This window comes from Thiobacillus sp. SCUT-2 (assembly GCF_035621355.1).
GTDB lineage: Bacteria > Pseudomonadota > Gammaproteobacteria > Burkholderiales > Thiobacillaceae > Thiobacillus > Thiobacillus sedimenti.
Map to the genome: position 1 here is coordinate 979,549 of NZ_CP141769.1, position 17,871 is coordinate 997,419.

Annotated in this window: 16 protein-coding genes; all 16 read left to right on the forward strand. The window is 68.6% G+C overall.

Going from position 1 to position 17,871, the window contains the following annotated elements; genetic code table 11:
* Positions 1-13 precede the first annotated feature (13 nt).
* Positions 14-1,210, forward strand: coding sequence for a sialidase family protein (locus VA613_RS04775; RefSeq protein ID WP_324781219.1), 1,197 nt, complete (start codon positions 14-16; stop codon positions 1,208-1,210).
* Entirely contained in the window at positions 1,207-1,695 is a 489-nt protein-coding gene (locus VA613_RS04780; protein WP_324780716.1) for a thioredoxin domain-containing protein, read from the forward strand. Before VA613_RS04775 ends, VA613_RS04780 begins: the two co-directional genes overlap by 4 nt.
* Positions 1,696-1,720: 25 nt before the next feature.
* Entirely contained in the window at positions 1,721-3,871 is a 2,151-nt protein-coding gene (locus VA613_RS04785; protein WP_324780717.1) for a TonB-dependent receptor, read from the forward strand.
* A gap of 22 nt (positions 3,872-3,893) precedes the next feature.
* Positions 3,894-4,586, forward strand: a complete 693-nt coding sequence (locus tag VA613_RS04790) for an energy transducer TonB (protein ID WP_324780718.1) — start codon at positions 3,894-3,896, stop codon at positions 4,584-4,586.
* Positions 4,587-4,588: 2 nt separating this feature from the next.
* Positions 4,589-5,329 carry a MotA/TolQ/ExbB proton channel family protein gene (locus tag VA613_RS04795; protein WP_324780719.1) on the forward strand — a complete coding sequence of 247 codons (741 nt, stop codon included), beginning with the start codon at positions 4,589-4,591 and terminating at the stop codon, positions 5,327-5,329.
* 4 nt (positions 5,330-5,333) lie between these two features.
* Entirely contained in the window at positions 5,334-5,750 is a 417-nt protein-coding gene (locus tag VA613_RS04800; protein WP_324780720.1) for an ExbD/TolR family protein, read from the forward strand.
* Positions 5,751-5,832: 82 nt separating this feature from the next.
* Complete coding sequence (gyrA, locus tag VA613_RS04805; protein ID WP_324780721.1) at positions 5,833-8,388, forward strand: DNA gyrase subunit A; 2,556 nt, start codon at positions 5,833-5,835, stop codon at positions 8,386-8,388.
* 13 nt (positions 8,389-8,401) lie between these two features.
* Complete coding sequence (gene serC / locus VA613_RS04810; RefSeq protein ID WP_324780722.1) at positions 8,402-9,481, forward strand: 3-phosphoserine/phosphohydroxythreonine transaminase; 1,080 nt, start codon at positions 8,402-8,404, stop codon at positions 9,479-9,481.
* Positions 9,474-10,652: a phosphoglycerate dehydrogenase gene (locus VA613_RS04815; protein WP_324780723.1), complete on the forward strand. Its 1,179-nt coding sequence runs from the start codon at positions 9,474-9,476 to the stop codon at positions 10,650-10,652. The genes serC and VA613_RS04815 overlap by 8 nt, the downstream gene beginning before the upstream one ends.
* Complete coding sequence (pheA, locus tag VA613_RS04820; RefSeq protein ID WP_324781220.1) at positions 10,652-11,722, forward strand: prephenate dehydratase; 1,071 nt, start codon at positions 10,652-10,654, stop codon at positions 11,720-11,722. The genes VA613_RS04815 and pheA overlap by 1 nt, the downstream gene beginning before the upstream one ends.
* A complete protein-coding gene (gene hisC / locus VA613_RS04825; protein WP_324780724.1) occupies positions 11,719-12,813 on the forward strand; it encodes a histidinol-phosphate transaminase in 1,095 nt (364 codons plus the stop codon). The genes pheA and hisC overlap by 4 nt, the downstream gene beginning before the upstream one ends.
* The gene (locus VA613_RS04830) at positions 12,810-13,676 is read left to right on the forward strand and encodes a prephenate dehydrogenase (RefSeq protein WP_324781221.1); all 867 of its coding nucleotides are present in this window, start codon (positions 12,810-12,812) and stop codon (positions 13,674-13,676) included. Before hisC ends, VA613_RS04830 begins: the two co-directional genes overlap by 4 nt.
* Positions 13,676-14,962 carry a 3-phosphoshikimate 1-carboxyvinyltransferase gene (gene aroA / locus VA613_RS04835; protein WP_324780725.1) on the forward strand — a complete coding sequence of 429 codons (1,287 nt, stop codon included), beginning with the start codon at positions 13,676-13,678 and terminating at the stop codon, positions 14,960-14,962. Before VA613_RS04830 ends, aroA begins: the two co-directional genes overlap by 1 nt.
* Complete coding sequence (cmk, locus tag VA613_RS04840; RefSeq protein WP_324780726.1) at positions 14,959-15,663, forward strand: (d)CMP kinase; 705 nt, start codon at positions 14,959-14,961, stop codon at positions 15,661-15,663. Before aroA ends, cmk begins: the two co-directional genes overlap by 4 nt.
* Before the next feature lie 72 nt (positions 15,664-15,735).
* Entirely contained in the window at positions 15,736-17,454 is a 1,719-nt protein-coding gene (rpsA, locus tag VA613_RS04845; RefSeq protein ID WP_324780727.1) for a 30S ribosomal protein S1, read from the forward strand.
* A gap of 3 nt (positions 17,455-17,457) precedes the next feature.
* Positions 17,458-17,742 (forward strand): integration host factor subunit beta, encoded by a 285-nt coding sequence (locus VA613_RS04850; protein ID WP_324780728.1) that lies wholly within the window; start codon positions 17,458-17,460, stop codon positions 17,740-17,742.
* Positions 17,743-17,871: the final 129 nt, after the last annotated feature.

A 17,871-nucleotide genomic window follows, 5' to 3' on the forward strand; every position in this document is an offset into this window, starting at 1 on the left:
AGCGAAATTGAGCGTGTTTCGATACGGCGCGTGGGCGGCGTCGCTGGCACTGCCCGTGCTCGTGCAGGCGCAGGCCGTCGCGGGCGGACCGGATTCGTCGCCGATGGCGCATGCCATGCACGGGCCTGCGCTCGCCGTGGGGGCGACGCTCGACGGACGCGGCAGGCTGTGGCTGGCGCGGGTCGAGGACGGCCATCTGCTGGTCGCCCGCTCGGACGACGGGGGCGCGAGCTTTTCCGCACCGGTCAGCGTCAATCGCGAGCCTGAGACGATTTCCGCCGAAGGGGAGAACCGCCCCAAGATCGCGGTCGCGCGCGACGGCACGGTGCTGCTCAGCTGGAGCCAGGCGCTGCCGCAGCGGTTCACCGGCAACGTCCGCTTCGCGCGTTCCACCGACGACGGCCGCAGCTTCTCGGCGCCGGTCACGCTGAACGACGACCGCCGCATCGGGGGCCACAGCTTCGACTCGCTGGCGATCGACGGCGCGGGCGGGGTGGCGGTGGCGTGGCTCGACGGCCGCGACCGCGATGCCGCGAAGGAGCAGGGCGGCGCGTTCGACGGTTCGTCGGTCTATTTCGCGCGCTCGTCCGACAACGGCGCCCATTTCGACGCCAATCGCCGGCTCGCCGCGCACACCTGCCAGTGCTGCCGCACGGCGCTGGCGTGGACAGCCGACGGGCCAGTGGCGTTGTGGCGCAACCTCTATGGCCGCAACACCCGCGACTTCGCGCTCGCCGACCTCGATACGGGACGGCAGCGCCGCGCCACCGACGACGCGTGGCAGATCGACGCCTGCCCCCACCACGGCGGCGGGCTCGCGGTGGACGGCCGCGGTGCCCTGCACCTGGTGTGGTTCACCCAGGGAAGGACGCGCCAGGGCCTGTTCTACAAGCGCATCGCCGAAGGGCGTGAATCCGTGCCGATGGCGCTGGGCGACCCGGCGGCGCAGGCGGGACATGCGGCCGTGGCGGCGGCGGCCGACACGGTGCTGATCGCCTGGCGCGAATTCGACGGGCGCGCCTATGTCGTGCAGGCCATCCATTCGACCGACGGCGGGGCCTCGTGGAGCGCGCCGCGGCGTCTGGCGGAATCGGCCGGCGCGGCCGACTATCCGCTGCCGCTGACCGACGGCCGGCGCATGCTGGTGGTGTGGAACAGCGCCGCCGAGGGGGTGCGCGTCCTTCCGCTCGAGCCGGGGCCGGCGAAATGATCGCGCGCATCCTGCTCGCGATCATGGCGGCGCTGGCGTGCTCGGGCGTGGCCCGCGCGGGCGAGCCGGCGCCGTTCACGGCGGACAGCCTGGAACGGATCGAGGCGCGCTACGCCGGCCGGCCGTTCATCCTCAGCCTGTGGTCGGTCAACGAGTGCAGCTACTGCATCGCCGAGCTGACCCTGTTCGGCAAGTTCGCGCGGACGCACCGAGGGCTGCCGCTGGTGCTGGTGGCGGCGGATTCGCCCGCCTACGTGCCCGCCATGCGGCAAACCCTGGAGCGGCTCGGGCTCGCCGGCGTCGACGCCTGGGTGTTCGACGATCCCATCCCGGAGCGGCTGCGCCATGCCATCGACCCGGCGTGGTACGGCGAGCTGCCGCGCACCTACCTCTACGACGCCCGGCACCGGCGCCAGGCGGTCGTCGGCGAACTGGGCGAGCGGCGCCTGCGGGCGTGGCTCAGGGAGCAGCGGCTCGATCACTGACTTCAAACAAACGTACGGAGAACCCATGAAGCTCAACCCCATTCCGCTCGCGCTGGCGGGCGTCCTGTTTGCGCCCGCCGCGTGGTCGGCCGATTCCGGCGAATCGGCGCTGCCGGAAATGACCGTGACCGGCACCCGCGAAGGCGAACTCCTGAGCGAGACGCCGGCGACGGTCGACGTCGTCAAGGACCGGACCCTTCGCGAGACCCGCCCCACCCACCCGAAGGACGTGCTCAACCAGGTGCCCGGCGTGTGGATCAGCAATCTGTCGGGCGAGGGCCACTCCACGGCGATCCGCCAGCCGCTGACGACCAGCCCGGTGTATCTCTATCTGGAGGACGGCATCCCGACGCGCTCCACGGGCTTCTTCAACCACAACGCGCTGTACGAGATCAACGTGCCGCAGGCGGGCGGGATCGAGGTCATGAAGGGGCCGGGCAGCGCCCTCTATGGCTCGGACGCGATCGGCGGCACGATCAACGTGCTGACCCGCACGCCGCCGAAGTCGGCCGAGTTCGAAGCGAGCGCGGAGGCGGGCGCGTTCGGCTGGAAGCGCGCCCTGATGAGCGGCGGCAATGCGAAGGGCGACGACGCCTGGCGCGCCAGCCTCAATCTGACGCATACGGACGGCTGGCAGGATGATGCCGGCTACGACCGCCAGACCGGCACGACGCGCTGGGACCGCGCCCTCGGCGACGACGCGCTGCTGAAGACGGTGCTGTCGTTCTCGAAGGTCGACCAGCAGCACGTCGGCAAGCTGAGCGCGGGCGAGTTCGCCGCCACGCCGCGCGCCAACAACGTCCCGTTCTCCTATCGCCAGGTCGACGCCCTGCGCCTGTCGACCGCATACGAGCGGGAGACCGCCGATACGCTGATCTCGATCACGCCCTACTTCCGTGACGACAGCATGGAGATCATTCCGAACTGGAGCGTCAGCTACGATCCCAGCCGCTACGTCACGCAGAACCGCTCCTTCGGCTTCCTCAGCAAGTACCGGCGCGACTTCCAGCCCTTGCGGGCGCGCCTCATCGTGGGGCTGGATTTCGACTACAGCCCGGGCTCGCGCGACGAGGATTCGATCCGCCTCGACAAGCTGGCCAACGCCTACGGCGGAACGAGCTACAGCCTCAATACCGGCGTCGCGCCGGTCAAGATCTACGAATACGACGTCAACTACCGCGGCATTTCGCCCTACGTCCACGGCGAGGCCTCGCTCACCGAACGGCTGCGCGTGACTGCCGGCCTGCGCTACGACGACATGCAGTACGACTACACGAACCGCTTCAACAACGGCGTGGCCGGGGCGACCCAGGGCGCGCCCGGACCCTATCCCGCAAGCGGATGGTACGGCCACGTCGCCAGCACCACCGTCGGCTACAGCCACTGGGGGCCCAAGCTGGGGGCAACCTACGCCTTCAGCGACGCGCTGAGCGGCTTCGCCTCGTACAGCAATTCCTTCCGCGCCCCGTCCGAAGGCCAGGTCTTCCGCGGCAGCCGCGAATCCACCGCGCCCAAGGCGCAGGCCGCGGCGGAATCGCTGCTCGACCTGCGGCCGGTGGTCGTCGACAACCTGGAACTCGGCCTGCGCGGCAAATCCGGCCGGGGACTGCGCTACGAGGCGTCCGTCTATCACATGACCAAGCGCGACGACATCGTCAGCTACATCGACCCCGTTACCCAAGGACGAACGGTGGTCAACGCCGGCAAGACCCTGCACCGCGGCATCGAGCTGGGGCTGGGTGCACCGCTGGCACGCGACTGGCAGCTCGACGTCAGCCTGTCGTATGCCCGGCATACCTACGAAGAGTGGGTCGCGGCGGTAAACGGCCAGAATATCGACTACAGCGGCAAGGAAATGGAGGCCGCTCCGCGCGTGATCGCCAACACTCGCCTGACCTACGCCCCCGGCTATCTCAACGGTGGCCGCGTGCAGCTGGAATGGTTCAGGCTCGGCAGCTACTGGCTGGATGCCGCCAACACCGGCAAGTACGGCGGCCACGACCTGGTCAACCTGCGTGCCAACTATCCGTTCGGCAAGGGCATGGAAGTGTTCGGCAGCATCAGCAACCTGTTCGACAAGCGCTACGCGGAGACCGCGGACGGCACCGGCGCCGCGCCGACCTATACCGCCGGCCTGCCGCGCCTCGCGATCCTCGGGCTGCAGGCCAAATGGTGAGCGCGGCGGGCGGCGCAGGCGCATGAACGGCTGGCCGCGGCGCTGGGGCGGGCAACGCGCGGCCGTCCTGCTGGCGGTGCTGGCCGCCCATGGCGGCGTACTCGCCGGCCTCTGGCACGGGCGCGCGGTTGCGCCCCGGCCGGCGGCGGCGACGCTGTTCGTGAGTGTCGTCGGCCCGTCGCCCCGGCCCGTTCAGCCCGCGCGCGTTCCGCCGCCACCCCGTGAGCCGGCGAGACAGGCGACGCGGCTGCCCGGGCCGGGGCCGCGCGTGGTCGCGGCGCAAGCGCCGGCGGAAGCGCCGCCCGAGACGCCGGCGCCCGCGTCGCAGCCCGCGTCACAGCCCGCGCCGTCGCCGGCACCGGCGCGCGCGTCGACGCCGCCGTCACCGGCGCCGGTGCCCGCGCCGCCCCGGCCTGAAGGGCCCGTGGCGCTGGAATCGGACCTGGCCGTGGCCTGCCCGGAGCGCACGCCGCCGGCCTATCCGCCGCTCGCGCGCCGGCTGGGCGAAACCGGCAAGGTCGTCCTGCGCGTCGAGCTCGACGAAAGCGGACGCGTGAGCGCGGCGCAGGTACTGGCCGGCAGCGGCTCCGCCCGGCTCGACGCCGCTGCGCTCGCGGCGGTCAGAACCTGGCGGTGCCAGCCGGCGCGGCGCGACGGGCAGGCGGTCCGCGCGGTCGCGACGCAGCCATTCAATTTCACCCTGGAGGGATCCTGAGCATGGACAACACCCTGGGCTTCGCCCACTTCCTCTCGCACAGCGACGCGCTCGGGCGCATCGTCCTCGTGCTGCTGCTCGCGCTCTCGGTGGCGAGCTGGTACCTGATCGTGACCAAGGCGCTGGCGAACCACCGGGCCGGGCGTCGCGCCGAGACGTTCCTCAGGCAGTTCTGGGCGGCCGATTCCCTGCAGGACATCGCCGCGGCACTGCGCCAGCGGCCGGCGGACAACGCGTTCGCCGAGCTGGCGCAGGCGGCGCTCGACGCCGCCCACGAGCACCACCAGCATGGCGTCCAGAAGCTGGCCGCGGCGGGCGGGCTGGGCGAATTCCTCACCCGCCTCCTGCGCAACGGCATCGACCAGGAAGCGATGCGCGTCGAGCGCGGGCTCACGGTGATGGCCTCGGCCGGCTCCGCGGCGCCCTACATCGGCCTGTTCGGCACCGTCTGGGGGATCTACCATGCGCTGCTCGCCATCGGCCTGTCCGGCCAGGGAACGCTCGACAAGGTGTCGGGCCCGGTCGGGGAGGCGCTCATCATGACGGCGCTCGGCCTCGCGGTGGCGATTCCGGCGGTGCTCGCCTACAACGCGTTCAACCGCCGCAACCGCGTCTGGCTGGCCCGGCTGGACGGCTTCGCCCACGACCTGTACACGGTGATCACGGTGGGCGAACGCGCCAGCCGGCCGGCCGCCGTCGTGCACCCGCTGCGCGCGGCGCCGCCCGTCGGCGCGAAGGGGTGACGCCATGGCGATGGGAAGCTTCGATTCGCGCTGCCGCCAGGGACCGATGGCGGAAATCAACGTCGTTCCGCTGGTCGACGTGATGCTCGTGCTGCTGGTGATCTTCATCGTCGCGGCGCCGCTGCTGACCCATACCGTCCGGGTCGACCTGCCCAAGGCCAGCAGCGCGCCCGCCGCCATCCGGACCGAACCGGTGGTGCTCGCGATCCGGACGGACGGCCGCTTCTACTGGAACGGGCGGGCCGTCATGCGGGGCGAACTCGGGGCACGCTTCGCGCTCGAGGCGCGGAAGCAGCCGCAGCCCGAGCTGCATATCGAGGCCGACCGGCTGGTGCCCTACGAAACCATGGCCCAGGTGATGTCCGAAGCCGCGAAATCGGGGCTGACGCGCATCGGATTCGTGACCGATCCGTCGCAATAGGCGGGCGGGGCGGCCCGCCGGGGCGGGGCGGCCGGCCATGCTAAAATCGGGCGCTTTGCAGCCTGATAAACAGAAGCCGGTCATGGAACAGTTTGCCAAGGAAACCCTCCCGGTCAGTCTCGAAGAGGAGATGCGGCGCTCCTACCTCGATTACGCCATGAGCGTGATCGTCGGCCGCGCGCTGCCGGACGTGCGCGACGGCCTGAAGCCCGTGCACCGCCGCGTGCTCTACGCGATGAACGAGCTCGGCAACGACTGGAACAAGGCCTACAAGAAGTCGGCCCGCGTGGTCGGCGACGTCATCGGTAAATACCACCCGCACGGCGACACCGCGGTGTACGACACGATGGTGCGGATGGCGCAGGACTTCTCGCTGCGCTACCCGTTGATCGACGGCCAGGGCAACTTCGGCTCGGTCGACGGCGACAACGCGGCGGCGATGCGTTACACCGAAGTGCGCATGGCGCGCATCGCGCACGAGCTGCTCGCCGACCTCGACAAGGAAACGGTCGACTTCGGCCCCAACTACGACGGCTCCGAGCAGGAGCCGCTGGTGCTGCCGACCAAGATCCCCAATCTATTGGTCAACGGCTCCTCGGGCATCGCCGTCGGCATGGCGACCAACATCCCGCCGCACAACCTCACCGACGTCTGTGCCGCGCTCACCGCGCTGCTCGACGATCCCGAGATCGACATCGAGTCGCTGATCGCTATCGTCAAGGCGCCCGATTTCCCGACCGCCGGCATCATCTACGGCCTGTCGGGCGTGCGCGACGGCTACCGCACCGGCCGCGGCCGCGTGGTGATGCGCGCGACCTGCCACGTCGAGGACCTCGACAAGAGCGGCGGCAAGCAGGCGATCATCATCGACGAACTGCCGTACCAGGTGAACAAGGCCAACCTGCTGATCAAGATCGGCGAGCTGGTGCGCGAGAAGCAGATCGACGGCATCGCCGACCTGCGCGACGAGTCCGACAAATCGGGCATGCGCGTGTACATCGAGCTGAAGCGCGGCGAGAACGCCGACGTGGTCCTGAACAATCTGTACAAGCAGACGCAGATGCAGGACACCTTCGGCATGAACATGGTGGCGCTGATCGACGGCCAGCCGCGGCTGCTGAACCTGAAGGAGATGCTCGACGCCTTCCTGCGCCACCGCCGCGAAGTCGTCACCCGCCGCACCGTGTTCGACCTCCGGAAGGCGCGCGAGCGCGGCCACATCCTCGAAGGCCTCGCGGTCGCGCTCGCCAACGTCGACGAGATCGTCGAGCTGATCAAGTCGTCCGAGACCCCCGCCATCGCCAAGGAGCGCCTGCTCGCCAAGGCATGGAAGTCGGCGATGGTCGAGGAGATGCTGGCGCGCATCGACCCCGAGTATTCGCGCCCGGTCAACGTCGGTCCCGAGTTCGGCCTGCATGCCGACGGCTACCACCTCTCCGAGATCCAGGCGCAGCGCATCCTCGAGATGCAGCTGCAGCGCCTCACCAACCTCGAGTCCGACAAGATCATCGGCGAGTACAAGGAGATCATGGCGAAGATCGCCGACCTGCTCGACATCCTCGCCAACCCGGCGCGCATCACGCAGATCATTCGCGAGGAACTGGACCAGGTCCGCGAGCAGTTCGGCGACGGGCGCCGCTCGACCATCGTCGAGAACGCGCAGGACATGTCGATGGAGGACCTGATCAAGCCCGAGGAAATGGTCGTCACGCTGTCGCATGGCGGCTACATGAAGGCGCAGCCGCTCGACGACTATCGCGCGCAGAAGCGCGGCGGGCGCGGCAAGCAGGCGGCGGGCACCAAGGACGAGGACTTCATCGAGAAGATGTTCGTCGCCAACACCCACGACTACATCCTCTGCTTCTCCAACCGCGGCCGGCTCTACTGGCTCAAGGTCTACAACGTGCCGCAGGGCGGCCGCACGGCGCGCGGCAAGCCGATCGTCAACATGCTGCCGCTGGAAGAGGGCGAGAAGATCAATGCGCTCCTGCCGGTGAAGGCTTTCGACGACGAGCACTACGTGTTCATGGCGACGGCGAACGGCATCGTCAAGAAGACGCCGCTTTCCGAATTCTCGCGCCCCCGTACCGCAGGCATCATCGCGGTCGGTCTGGACGACGGCGATTTCCTGATCGGCGCCTCGATCACCGACGGCCGCCACGACGTCATGCTGTTCTCCGACACCGGCAAGGCGGTGCGCTTCGACGAGAACGACGTGCGCCCCATGGGCCGCACGGCGCGCGGCGTGATCGGCATGAAGCTCGCCAAGGGCGGCAAGCTGATTTCGCTGCTGGTCGCCGAGGACGAGAACGACTTCGTGCTGACCGCGACCGAGAACGGCTACGGCAAGCGCACGCCGATCGCCGAATATACCCGCCATGCACGCGCGACGCAGGGCATGATCGCGATCCAGACCAGCGAGCGCAACGGCAAGGTCGTCGCCGCCACGCTGGTCAAGGACGAGGACGAGATCATGCTGATCACCACCGGCGGCGTGCTGATCCGCACCCGCGTCAAGGAAATCCGCGCGATGAGCCGCGCGACCCAGGGCGTGACGCTGATCAACCTCGACAAGGGCGAGAAGCTGATCAGCCTGGAAAAAGTGGCCGAGACCGACAACGAGAGCGACAGCGAATAAGGAGACCCCCGACATGACGATCTACAACTTCAGCGCCGGCCCCGCCGTGCTGCCCAAGGATGTGCTGCTGCAGGTGCAGGCCGAGATGGTCGACTGGCACGGCTCCGGCATGTCGGTGATGGAAATGAGCCATCGCGGCAAGGAGTTCATGGGCATCGCCGCCGAGGCCGAGGCCGACCTGCGCGAAGTGATGGGGATCCCGGCGAACTACAAGGTGCTGTTCCTGCAGGGCGGGGCATCGAGCCAGTTCGCGATGGTGCCGATGAACCTGCTGCGCGGAAAAGCCGGCGCCGACTATCTCAACACCGGCGAGTGGTCGAAGAAGGCGATCAAGGAAGCGAAGAAATACGGCGCGGTGAACGTCGTGGCCTCGAGCGAGGACAGGAACTTCAGCTACGCGCCGACGCAGGACCAGTGGAAGCTCGACCCCAACGCGGCCTACGTGCACTACACGCCGAACGAGACCATCGGCGGCGTCGAGATGTTCTGGACGCCCGACACCGGCAGCGTGCCGCTGGTCGCCGACATGTCGTCGACCATCCTGTCGCGCCCGATGGACGTGTCGAAATACGGCCTGATCTACGCTGGCGCACAGAAGAACATCGGCCCCGCGGGCCTGACCCTCGTCATCGTGCGCGAGGACCTGCTCGGCGAGCCGGTGAAGGGCACGCCGACCATGTTCGACTACAAGACGCACGCCGACAACGAGTCGATGTACAACACGCCGCCCACCTTCGCGATGTACACGGCGGGCCTGGTGTTCAAGTGGCTGAAGGCGCGCGGGGGGCTGGCCGCGATGGAGAAGACCAACCGCGAGAAGGCCGGTTTGCTGTACGACTACCTTGACGCGACCGACTTCTACGCTTCGCCGGTGGCGAGGGAGAACCGCTCGTTGATGAATGTGCCGTTCACCCTCAAGGACGCCGCGCTCGACGAGGCCTTCCTCAAGCTCGCCAAGGAACGCGGCCTGCTGCAGCTGAAGGGCCACCGCTCGGTCGGCGGCATGCGCGCCTCGATCTACAATGCGATGCCGGTCGAAGGCGTGCGCGCGCTGGTCGACATGATGCGCGACTTCGAGAAGAGCCATGGCTGAGACCGCGCGCAAGATCCTGACGCTGAACGCCATTTCCGCGCGGGGCCTTGCGCGGCTGCCGCAGCACTACGTGGTCGGGGGCGACGTCGCCGAGCCCGACGGCATCCTGGTGCGCTCGGCCAACATGCACGACATGGACATCCCGGCGTCGGTACGGGCGATCGGCCGTGCCGGTGCGGGCACCAACAACATTCCGGTGAAGAAGCTGTCCGAGCGCGGCGTGCCGGTATTCAACGCGCCCGGCGCCAACGCCAACGCCGTCAAGGAGCTGGTGATCGCCGGCATGCTGATGGGCGCGCGCAACCTGGTGCCGGCGCTGAAGTTCGTCGAAGGGCTCGGCGGCAGCGACGAGGAGATGCACAAGGCGACCGAGGCAGGCAAGAAGGCGTTCGCCGGCATCGAACTGCCCGGCCGCACGCTCGGCGTGATCGGCCTCGGCGCGATCGGTTCGCACATCGCCGAGGCGGCGATCCGGCTTGGCATGCAGGTCGTGGGCTACGACCCCGCGATCACCGTCGACGCCGCCTGGCGCCTGCCGTCGCAGGTCAAGCGTGCGGAAAGCGTCGAGGACGTGCTGCGCATGGCCGACTTCGTGACGCTCCACGTGCCGCTCCTCGACGCCACCCGCAACCTCATCAACGCCCAGCGCATCGGGCTGATGCGCCCGGGCGCCGTGCTGCTGAACTTCGCGCGCGAGGGCGTCGTCGACAATGCCGCCGTGGTCGAGGCGCTCGACGCCGGCAAGCTGCATGCCTACATCTGCGACTTCCCGGCCAATGCCCTGAAGGGCCACGCCAGGGTCGTCGCGCTGCCGCATCTCGGGGCCTCCACCGAGGAAGCCGAGGAGAACTGCGCGGTGATGGTCGCCGGCCAGCTTGCCGACTACCTGGAGCACGGCAACATCCTCAATTCGGTCAATTTCCCCAACGTGAGCATGGCGCGCGAGTCGGCATTCCGGCTGGCGATCGCCAACGCCAATGTGCCCAACATGGTCGGCCAGATTTCCGCCGCCCTGGCCGCCGCCGGGCTCAACATCCACAACATGGTCAACAAGTCCAAGGGCGACATGGCCTATACGCTGGTCGACGTCGACAGCGCCGTGAGCGGGGACCTCATCCGGACGCTCGCCGCCATCGAAGGCGTGCTCGCCGTGCGCTATCTGCCTGCATGATGGACGACGAGGCCCTGAAGGCACTGCGCGTCCGCATCGACGCGATCGACGACGCCGTGCTGAAGCTGGTGTCGGAGCGCGCCGGCATCGCGCAGGAGGTCGGCCACGCCAAGGGCGGCGAACGGATCTACCGCCCCGAGCGGGAGGCGCAGATCGTCAGAAGGCTGCGCGAGAACAACCCCGGTCCGCTGTCCGGCGACACCGTGGAGCGGCTGATCCGCGAGATCATGTCGGCCTGCCGTGCCGTCGAGGAAGCGACCCGGGTTGCCTACCTCGGGCCGGCCGGCACGTTCAGCCAGCAGGCCGTGGCGAAGCATTTCGGCCATGCGGTCGACGCGCTCGCCGAGGCCGACATCGATGCCTGCTTCCAGGCCGTGGAAACCGGGCGTGCGCATTTTGCCGTCGTGCCGGTGGAAAACTCGACCGAAGGCGCGGTGGGCCGCACGCTCGATCTCATCGTCGCGAGCCGCCTGAAGATCTGCAGCGAGGTGATGCTGCCTGTCCACCAGAGCCTGATGCGCAAGCATGGCGGTCTTGCCGGCATCCAGCGTGTGTACGGCCACGCGCAGTCGCTCGCGCAGTGCCAGCAGTGGCTGTCCCGCCACCTGCCCAATGCCGAGCGCATCAGCGTCGTGAGCAACAGCGAGGGCGCGCGCCGCGCCGCGGCCGAGCCCGATGCGGCCACCCTCGGATCGGCGGCTGCCGCCGAGCTGTATGGCCTGGAGGTGGTCGAGGCGCGCGTCGAGGACGAGGCGAGCAACACCACCCGCTTCCTGGTGCTGGGCCAGGCCGACGCCGCGCCTTCGGGGCGCGACAAGACCTCGCTCGTGATGGGCGCGAAGAACCAGCCCGGCGCCGTCGTGAAGCTCCTGCAGCCGCTCGCCGATGCCGGCATCTCCATGACCAAGCTGGAGTCGCGTCCGGCGCGCTCCGGCAACTGGGAATATCTCTTCTTCCTGGTCTGCGACGGCCACCGCCTCGACCCGAAGCTTGCCGCCGCGCTGGCGGAGATCGAGTCGCGCGCCGCCTTCCTCAAGATCCTCGGCTCCTACCCCGCCGCTTCAGCATGAATTGTTGCGATCTTGCGCCGCCCTACGTGCGCGCGATAGCCCCCTATCTGCCCGGCAAGCCCATCTCGGAACTCGCGCGGGAACTGGGCCTGGCCGAGGCCGACATCGTCAAGCTGGCGTCGAACGAGAATCCCCTCGGCCCCAGCCCGCGCGCGCTGGCCGCGGCGCAGGATGCGCTGCACGACATGGCGCTGTATCCGGATGGCGCCGGCTTCGCGCTGAAGGCGAAGCTGTCTGCAAAATTCGGCGTCGACTCGAAGCAGATCGTGCTCGGCAACGGATCGAACGACGTGCTCGACATGGTCGCGCGCGCCTTTCTCGCGCCGGGCACGTCCTCGGTCTTCTCGCAGCACGCTTTCGCCGTCTATCCGATCGCCACCCAGACGGTCGGCGCGCAGGGCATCGCCGTGCCGGCCCGCGACTACGGCCATGATCTCGCCGCGATGCGTGCAGCGATCCGCGATGATACGCGCGTGCTGTGGATCGCCAATCCGAACAATCCCACGGGCACTTTCCTGCCCTGGGCCGAGATCGAGGCCTTCCTCGCGAGCGTGCCGCGCGAGGTGCTCGTCGTGCTCGACGAGGCCTACGGCGAATACCTGCCGACCGACGACCGTGCCGACACGCTGGCGTGGGTGGAGCGCTTCCCGAACCTCCTGATCAGCCGCACCTTCTCCAAGGCCTATGGGCTCGCCGGGCTGCGCGCCGGCTACGGCATCGGCCATCCCGACGTCATCGACCTGCTGAACCGGGTGCGCCATCCGTTCAACGTCAACGCGCCCGCGCTCGCCGCGGCCGAGGCCGCGCTCGACGACGTCGAGTTCCTGCTGCGCAGCTATGCGCTGAACAGCGCCGGCATGGCGCAGCTGAAGGCGGGGCTGGCCGACTTGACGATCGAGACGGTGCCGTCGAAGGGCAATTTCCTGCTGGCGAAGGTCGGCGACGCCGCGCGCATCAACCAGGAACTGCTGAAGCGCGGCGTGATCGTGCGTCCGGTCGCGAACTACGGCCTGCCCGAATTCCTGCGCGTCTCGGTCGGTCTCGCCGGACAGAACGCACGTTTCCTGGAAGCGTTGAAAGCGTGCCTGTGATCGTCGATACCCTGGCCGTCGTCGGCACCGGCCTGATCGGCGGCTCGTTCGCGCTGGCCCTGAAGCAGGCTGGCGCGGTGCGCGAGGTGCTCGGCGTCGGCCGCAACCCCGCGCGCCTCGCGCTCGCGCGCGAACTCGGCGTGATCGACCGCGCCGCCGACTGGGCCGAGGCGGCGCAGGCCGATTGCGTCCTGCTGGCCCTGCCGGTCGGCGAAACCGAGGCGGCGTTGAAGCAGCTGTTGCCCCACCTCAAGCCCGGCGCCGTCGTCACCGACGCCGGCAGCACCAAGGCCGAGGTCGTCGCCGCCGCGCGCGCCGTGCTCGGCGCGCGCTCCGCCGACTTCGTGCCGGGCCATCCGATCGCGGGTTCCGAGCGGAGCGGCCCGGGTGCGGCGCGCGCGGACCTCTACCACGGCAAGCGCGTGGTGCTGACGCCGCTGGCCGAGACGCGTGCCGACGCCGCGGCGACCGTGCGCGCGCTGTGGGAGGCGGCGGGTGCGGAGGTCGAGACGCTCGACGCCGCGCAGCACGACCGCATCTTCGCGGCGGTGAGCCATCTGCCGCACCTCGCCGCGTTCGCGCTGGTCGACGACCTCGCGCAGCGCGCCGACCGCGACACCTTCTTCCGCTTCGCCGCGAGCGGCTTCCGCGATTTCACCCGCATCGCCGGCTCCTCGCCCGACATGTGGCGCGACATTGCGCTGGCCAACCGCGAGGCGCTGCTGGCCGAGCTCGACGCCTACGTGGACGCCCTGCAAACGCTGCGCGCGGCGGTCGACGCACGCGACGGACAAGCCCTGCACACGATTTTCTCGCGTGCCCGCGAAGCGCGCGAAAACTGGTTGAAGCAACAGGATTCCTGATGGATTTTCTCGATCTGCCCGCCTGCAGCCACGCCGAAGGCACGGTGCGGCTGCCCGGCTCCAAGAGCATCTCCAACCGCGTGCTGCTGCTGGCCGCGCTCGCCGACGGCGTGACCGAGGTGCGCGACCTGCTCGATTCCGACGATACGCGGCACATGCTGGCGGCGCTGAAGACGCTGGGCGTCGGCGTCGAGGATCGCGGCGACAACCACTGGCGCATCACCGGCGTCGGCGGGGCTTTCCCGGTGAAGCAGGCCGAACTCTTCCTCGGCAACGCCGGCACCGCGTTCCGGCCGCTGACCGCCGCACTCGCGCTGTCCGGCGGCGACTACGTGCTGAAGGGCGTGGCACGCATGCATGAGCGGCCGATCGGCGATCTGGTCGACGCGCTCAAGCAGCTTGGCGCGCAGGTCGATTACCTCGGCAATCCCGGTTACCCGCCGCTGCACGTTCATCCAGCCCGGCTTGCCGGCGATCGTGCCCAGGTGCGCGGCAACGTGTCGAGCCAGTTCCTCACCGGCCTGCTGATGGCGCTGCCGCTGCGGCGCATGGCGACGACGGTCGAGGTCGTCGGCGAGCTGATTTCCAAGCCCTACATCGGCATCACGCTGGCAATGCTGCGCCGCTTCGGCGTCGACGTGGCGCAGGACGGCTGGGCAGGCTTCACGGTCGCGGCCGACGCGCGCTATAAGACGCCGGGCGAAATCTACGTCGAGGGCGACGCCTCGTCGGCCTCGTATTTCCTCGCCGCCGGCGCCATCGGCGGCGGTCCGGTGCGGGTCGAGGGCGTCGGCGCCGACAGCGTTCAGGGCGACGTGCGCTTCGCCGACGCGCTGGCGCTGATGGGCGCGCGGATCGCGATGGGGCCGAACTGGATCGAGGCGCGCGCGCCCGAATCCGGCCGCCTGAAGGCGATCGACCTCGACTGCAACCACATTCCGGACGCCGCGATGACGCTGGCAGTCGCTGCGCTGTTCGCCGACGGCACCACGACGCTCACCAATATCGCCAGCTGGCGGGTGAAGGAGACCGACCGCATCGCCGCGATGGCGACCGAGCTGCGCAAGGTCGGTGCGACGGTGGCAGAGGGGGCGGACTTCATCCGCATCACGCCGCCCGCCCGGCTCTTACCCGATGCCGTGATCGACACCTACGACGACCACCGCATGGCGATGTGCCTGTCGCTCGCGTCGCTCGGCGGCGTGCCGGTGCGCATCAACGACCCTGGGTGCGTGGCCAAGACCTTCCCGACCTATTTCGACGCATTCGCGCGCATTGTCCGATGAAGAACGACTCGCCCCTCGCGGCTCACCGCTCACCCGTCATCACCATCGACGGCCCCTCGGCCTCGGGCAAGGGGACGGTGGCCGAGCGCGTCGCCCGCGTGCTGGGCTTCCATTTTCTCGACAGCGGCGCGCTCTATCGACTGACGGCGCTGTCAGCGATGAAAGCGGGCGCGAGCCTGGACGACGAGGCGGCGGTCGCGGCCCTCGCGGCGGCGCTGCCGGCACGCTTTCGCGACGGTCGGGTCTGGCTCGCCGACGAGGACGTGACCGACGCGATTCGCGCCGAGGCGGTGGGCGAGGGCGCGTCGAAGGTCGCCGCACTGCCTGCGGTGCGTGCGGCCCTGCTCGAGCGTCAGCGCGCCTACCGGCAGGCCCCCGGGCTGGTGGCCGACGGGCGCGACATGGGCACGGTCATCTTCCCCGACGCGCCGGCCAAGGTCTTCCTCACCGCGAGCGCCGAGGCGCGTGCTGAAAGGCGCTATAAGCAGTTGATCGAAAAGGGGAACTCTGCTAGTCTTGCTGATCTTGTTGCGGACATGCAGGCCCGCGACGCGCGCGATACCGCGCGTGCCGTCGCCCCGCTGAAACCCGCGCCGGATGCGCTGCTGCTCGACACGACCCATATGGGCATCGAGACGGCGGTGCAGGCGGTGCTGGCCCACTATGCGTCCTGCGAAGGGCGCGCGCAACAGGGAAACTGAGTGCCGGCCCCGCGCCCGCGGACCGGCGATGTGCAACCAACCCCGTCCTCACCGACGGACTGAAGGTTTTTAATGTCTACTGCTACCGCTTCCTCCACCCCCTCTGCCATGGAAAGCTTTGCCGCCCTGTTCGAGGAGTCCCTGTCGCATCAGGAAATGCGCCAGGGCGAAGTCATCACCGCCGAGATTGTCGCCGTCGACAACAACTTCGTGACGGTGAACGCCGGCCTCAAGTCCGAGAGCCTCATCCCCCTCGAGGAATTCAAGAACGACCAGGGTGAGATCGAAGCCAAGATCGGCGATTTCGTTTCCGTCGCCATCGAGTCGATCGAAGACGGCTTCGGCGCGACCAAGCTGTCGCGCGAGCGCGCCAAGAAGCTGGCCGCGTGGCTGGATCTGGAAGCGGCCATGAACGAAGGCCGTGTCGTCAAGGGCATGGTGCAGGGCAAGGTCAAGGGCGGCCTGACGGTGCTGGTGGGCGGGCTGCGCGCCTTCCTGCCGGGCTCGCTGGTCGACATGCGCCCGGTCAAGGACACCACCCCCTACGAATACAAGGAAATGGAGTTCAAGGTCATCAAGCTCGACCGCAAGCGCAACAACGTCGTCGTGTCGCGCCGTGCCGTGCTGGAAGAGACCATGGGCGCCGACCGCGAAGCGCTGATGGAAAGCCTGAAGGAAGGCTCCATCGTCAAGGGCGTGGTCAAGAACATCACCGACTACGGCGCGTTCGTCGACCTCGGCGGCATCGACGGCCTGCTGCACATCACCGACATGGCCTGGCGCCGCGTCAAGCATCCTTCCGAAGTGGTGCACGTCGGCCAGGAACTCGAAGCCAAGATCCTGCGCTACGACACCGAGAAGAACCGCGTTTCGCTCGGCATCAAGCAGCTGGGTGACGATCCGTGGGTCGGCATCGCCCGCCGCTACCCGCAGGGCACCCGCATGTTCGGCAAGGTCGCCAACCTCACCGACTACGGCGCGTTCGTCGAGATCGAGGAAGGCATCGAAGGCCTGGTGCACGTGTCCGAAATGGACTGGACCAACAAGAACGTCAGCCCCTCCAAGATCGTCCAGCTGGGCGACGAGGTCGAAGTCATGGTGCTCGACATCGACGAGGACAAGCGCCGCATCTCGCTGGGCATGAAGCAGTGCAAGTCGAACCCGTGGGAAGACTTCTCGATGAACCACAAGAAGGGCGACAAGGTCAGCGGCGCGATCAAGTCGATCACCGATTTCGGCGTGTTTATCGGCCTGCCGGGCGGCATCGACGGCCTCGTCCACCTGTCCGACCTGTCGTGGAGCGTGCCGGGCGAAGAGGCCGTGCGCAACTTCCGCAAGGGCCAGGACGTGGAAGCCGTGGTGCTCGGCATCGACCTCGAGCGCGAGCGCATCTCGCTCGGCATCAAGCAGCTTGAAGGCGATCCGCTTTCCAGCTACGCGTCGGGCCACGAGAAGGGCAGCATCGTCAAGGGCACCATCAAGACCATCGAAGCCAAGGGCGCCACCGTCCAGCTCGACGGCGACATGGAAGGCTACCTGCGTGCCTCCGAAGTCTCGCGCGACCGCGTCGAGGACATGCGCAGCCACTTCAAGGAAGGCGACGAGATCGAAGCCATGATCATCAACGTCGACCGCAAGAACCGCGTCATCAACCTCTCGATCAAGGCCAAGGACATGAACGAGCAGGATGCGGCGATGAAGAAGCTGGCCGCCGAGTCGGCCGCTTCCAGCGGCTCGACCAACCTCGGTGCGCTGCTGAAGGCCAAGCTCGACAACAAGAACGCCGAGTAATCCATGACCAAATCCGAGCTGATCGCCCAGCTGGCGTCGCGGCATTCGCAATTCTCCGTTGCGGATATCGAAATGGCGGTGAAGACGATCCTCGACGCGCTGGCGAAGAACCTGTCGCGCGGCGAGCGCATCGAAATCCGCGGTTTCGGCAGCTTCAGCCTGAGCTTCCGGCCGGCCCGTCTCGGCCGCAATCCCAAGTCGGGCGAGCGCGTCCACGTGCCGGCCAAGTACGTGCCGCACTTCAAGGCGGGCAAGGAGTTGCGCGACCGGGTGGATTTTCCGCTCTGAGTGGGACCGCAGCCGGCTCGCCGGCTGACGGCGCGGGAATGCCCCCGCAACATGGATGCCATGTCCTGGCATGAGGAAAACGGCGCGTCATGCGCCGTTTTCTTTTGCCCATGCGCTTTTTGAAGCGCG

Bases quoted from the DNA above. Each gene is read 5' to 3' on its own strand.
- VA613_RS04780 (WP_324780716.1), top strand. From the start codon at position 1,207: ATGATCGCGCGCATCCTGCTCGCGATCATGGCGGCGCTGGCGTGCTCG.
- VA613_RS04785 (WP_324780717.1), top strand. From the start codon at position 1,721: ATGAAGCTCAACCCCATTCCGCTCGCGCTGGCGGGCGTCCTGTTTGCG.
- VA613_RS04790 (WP_324780718.1), top strand. From the start codon at position 3,894: ATGAACGGCTGGCCGCGGCGCTGGGGCGGGCAACGCGCGGCCGTCCTG.
- VA613_RS04795 (WP_324780719.1), top strand. From the start codon at position 4,589: ATGGACAACACCCTGGGCTTCGCCCACTTCCTCTCGCACAGCGACGCG.
- VA613_RS04800 (WP_324780720.1), top strand. From the start codon at position 5,334: ATGGCGATGGGAAGCTTCGATTCGCGCTGCCGCCAGGGACCGATGGCG.
- gyrA (WP_324780721.1), top strand. From the start codon at position 5,833: ATGGAACAGTTTGCCAAGGAAACCCTCCCGGTCAGTCTCGAAGAGGAG.
- serC (WP_324780722.1), top strand. From the start codon at position 8,402: ATGACGATCTACAACTTCAGCGCCGGCCCCGCCGTGCTGCCCAAGGAT.
- VA613_RS04815 (WP_324780723.1), top strand. From the start codon at position 9,474: ATGGCTGAGACCGCGCGCAAGATCCTGACGCTGAACGCCATTTCCGCG.
- pheA (WP_324781220.1), top strand. From the start codon at position 10,652: ATGGACGACGAGGCCCTGAAGGCACTGCGCGTCCGCATCGACGCGATC.
- hisC (WP_324780724.1), top strand. From the start codon at position 11,719: ATGAATTGTTGCGATCTTGCGCCGCCCTACGTGCGCGCGATAGCCCCC.
- aroA (WP_324780725.1), top strand. From the start codon at position 13,676: ATGGATTTTCTCGATCTGCCCGCCTGCAGCCACGCCGAAGGCACGGTG.
- cmk (WP_324780726.1), top strand. From the start codon at position 14,959: ATGAAGAACGACTCGCCCCTCGCGGCTCACCGCTCACCCGTCATCACC.
- rpsA (WP_324780727.1), top strand. From the start codon at position 15,736: ATGTCTACTGCTACCGCTTCCTCCACCCCCTCTGCCATGGAAAGCTTT.
- VA613_RS04850 (WP_324780728.1), top strand. From the start codon at position 17,458: ATGACCAAATCCGAGCTGATCGCCCAGCTGGCGTCGCGGCATTCGCAA.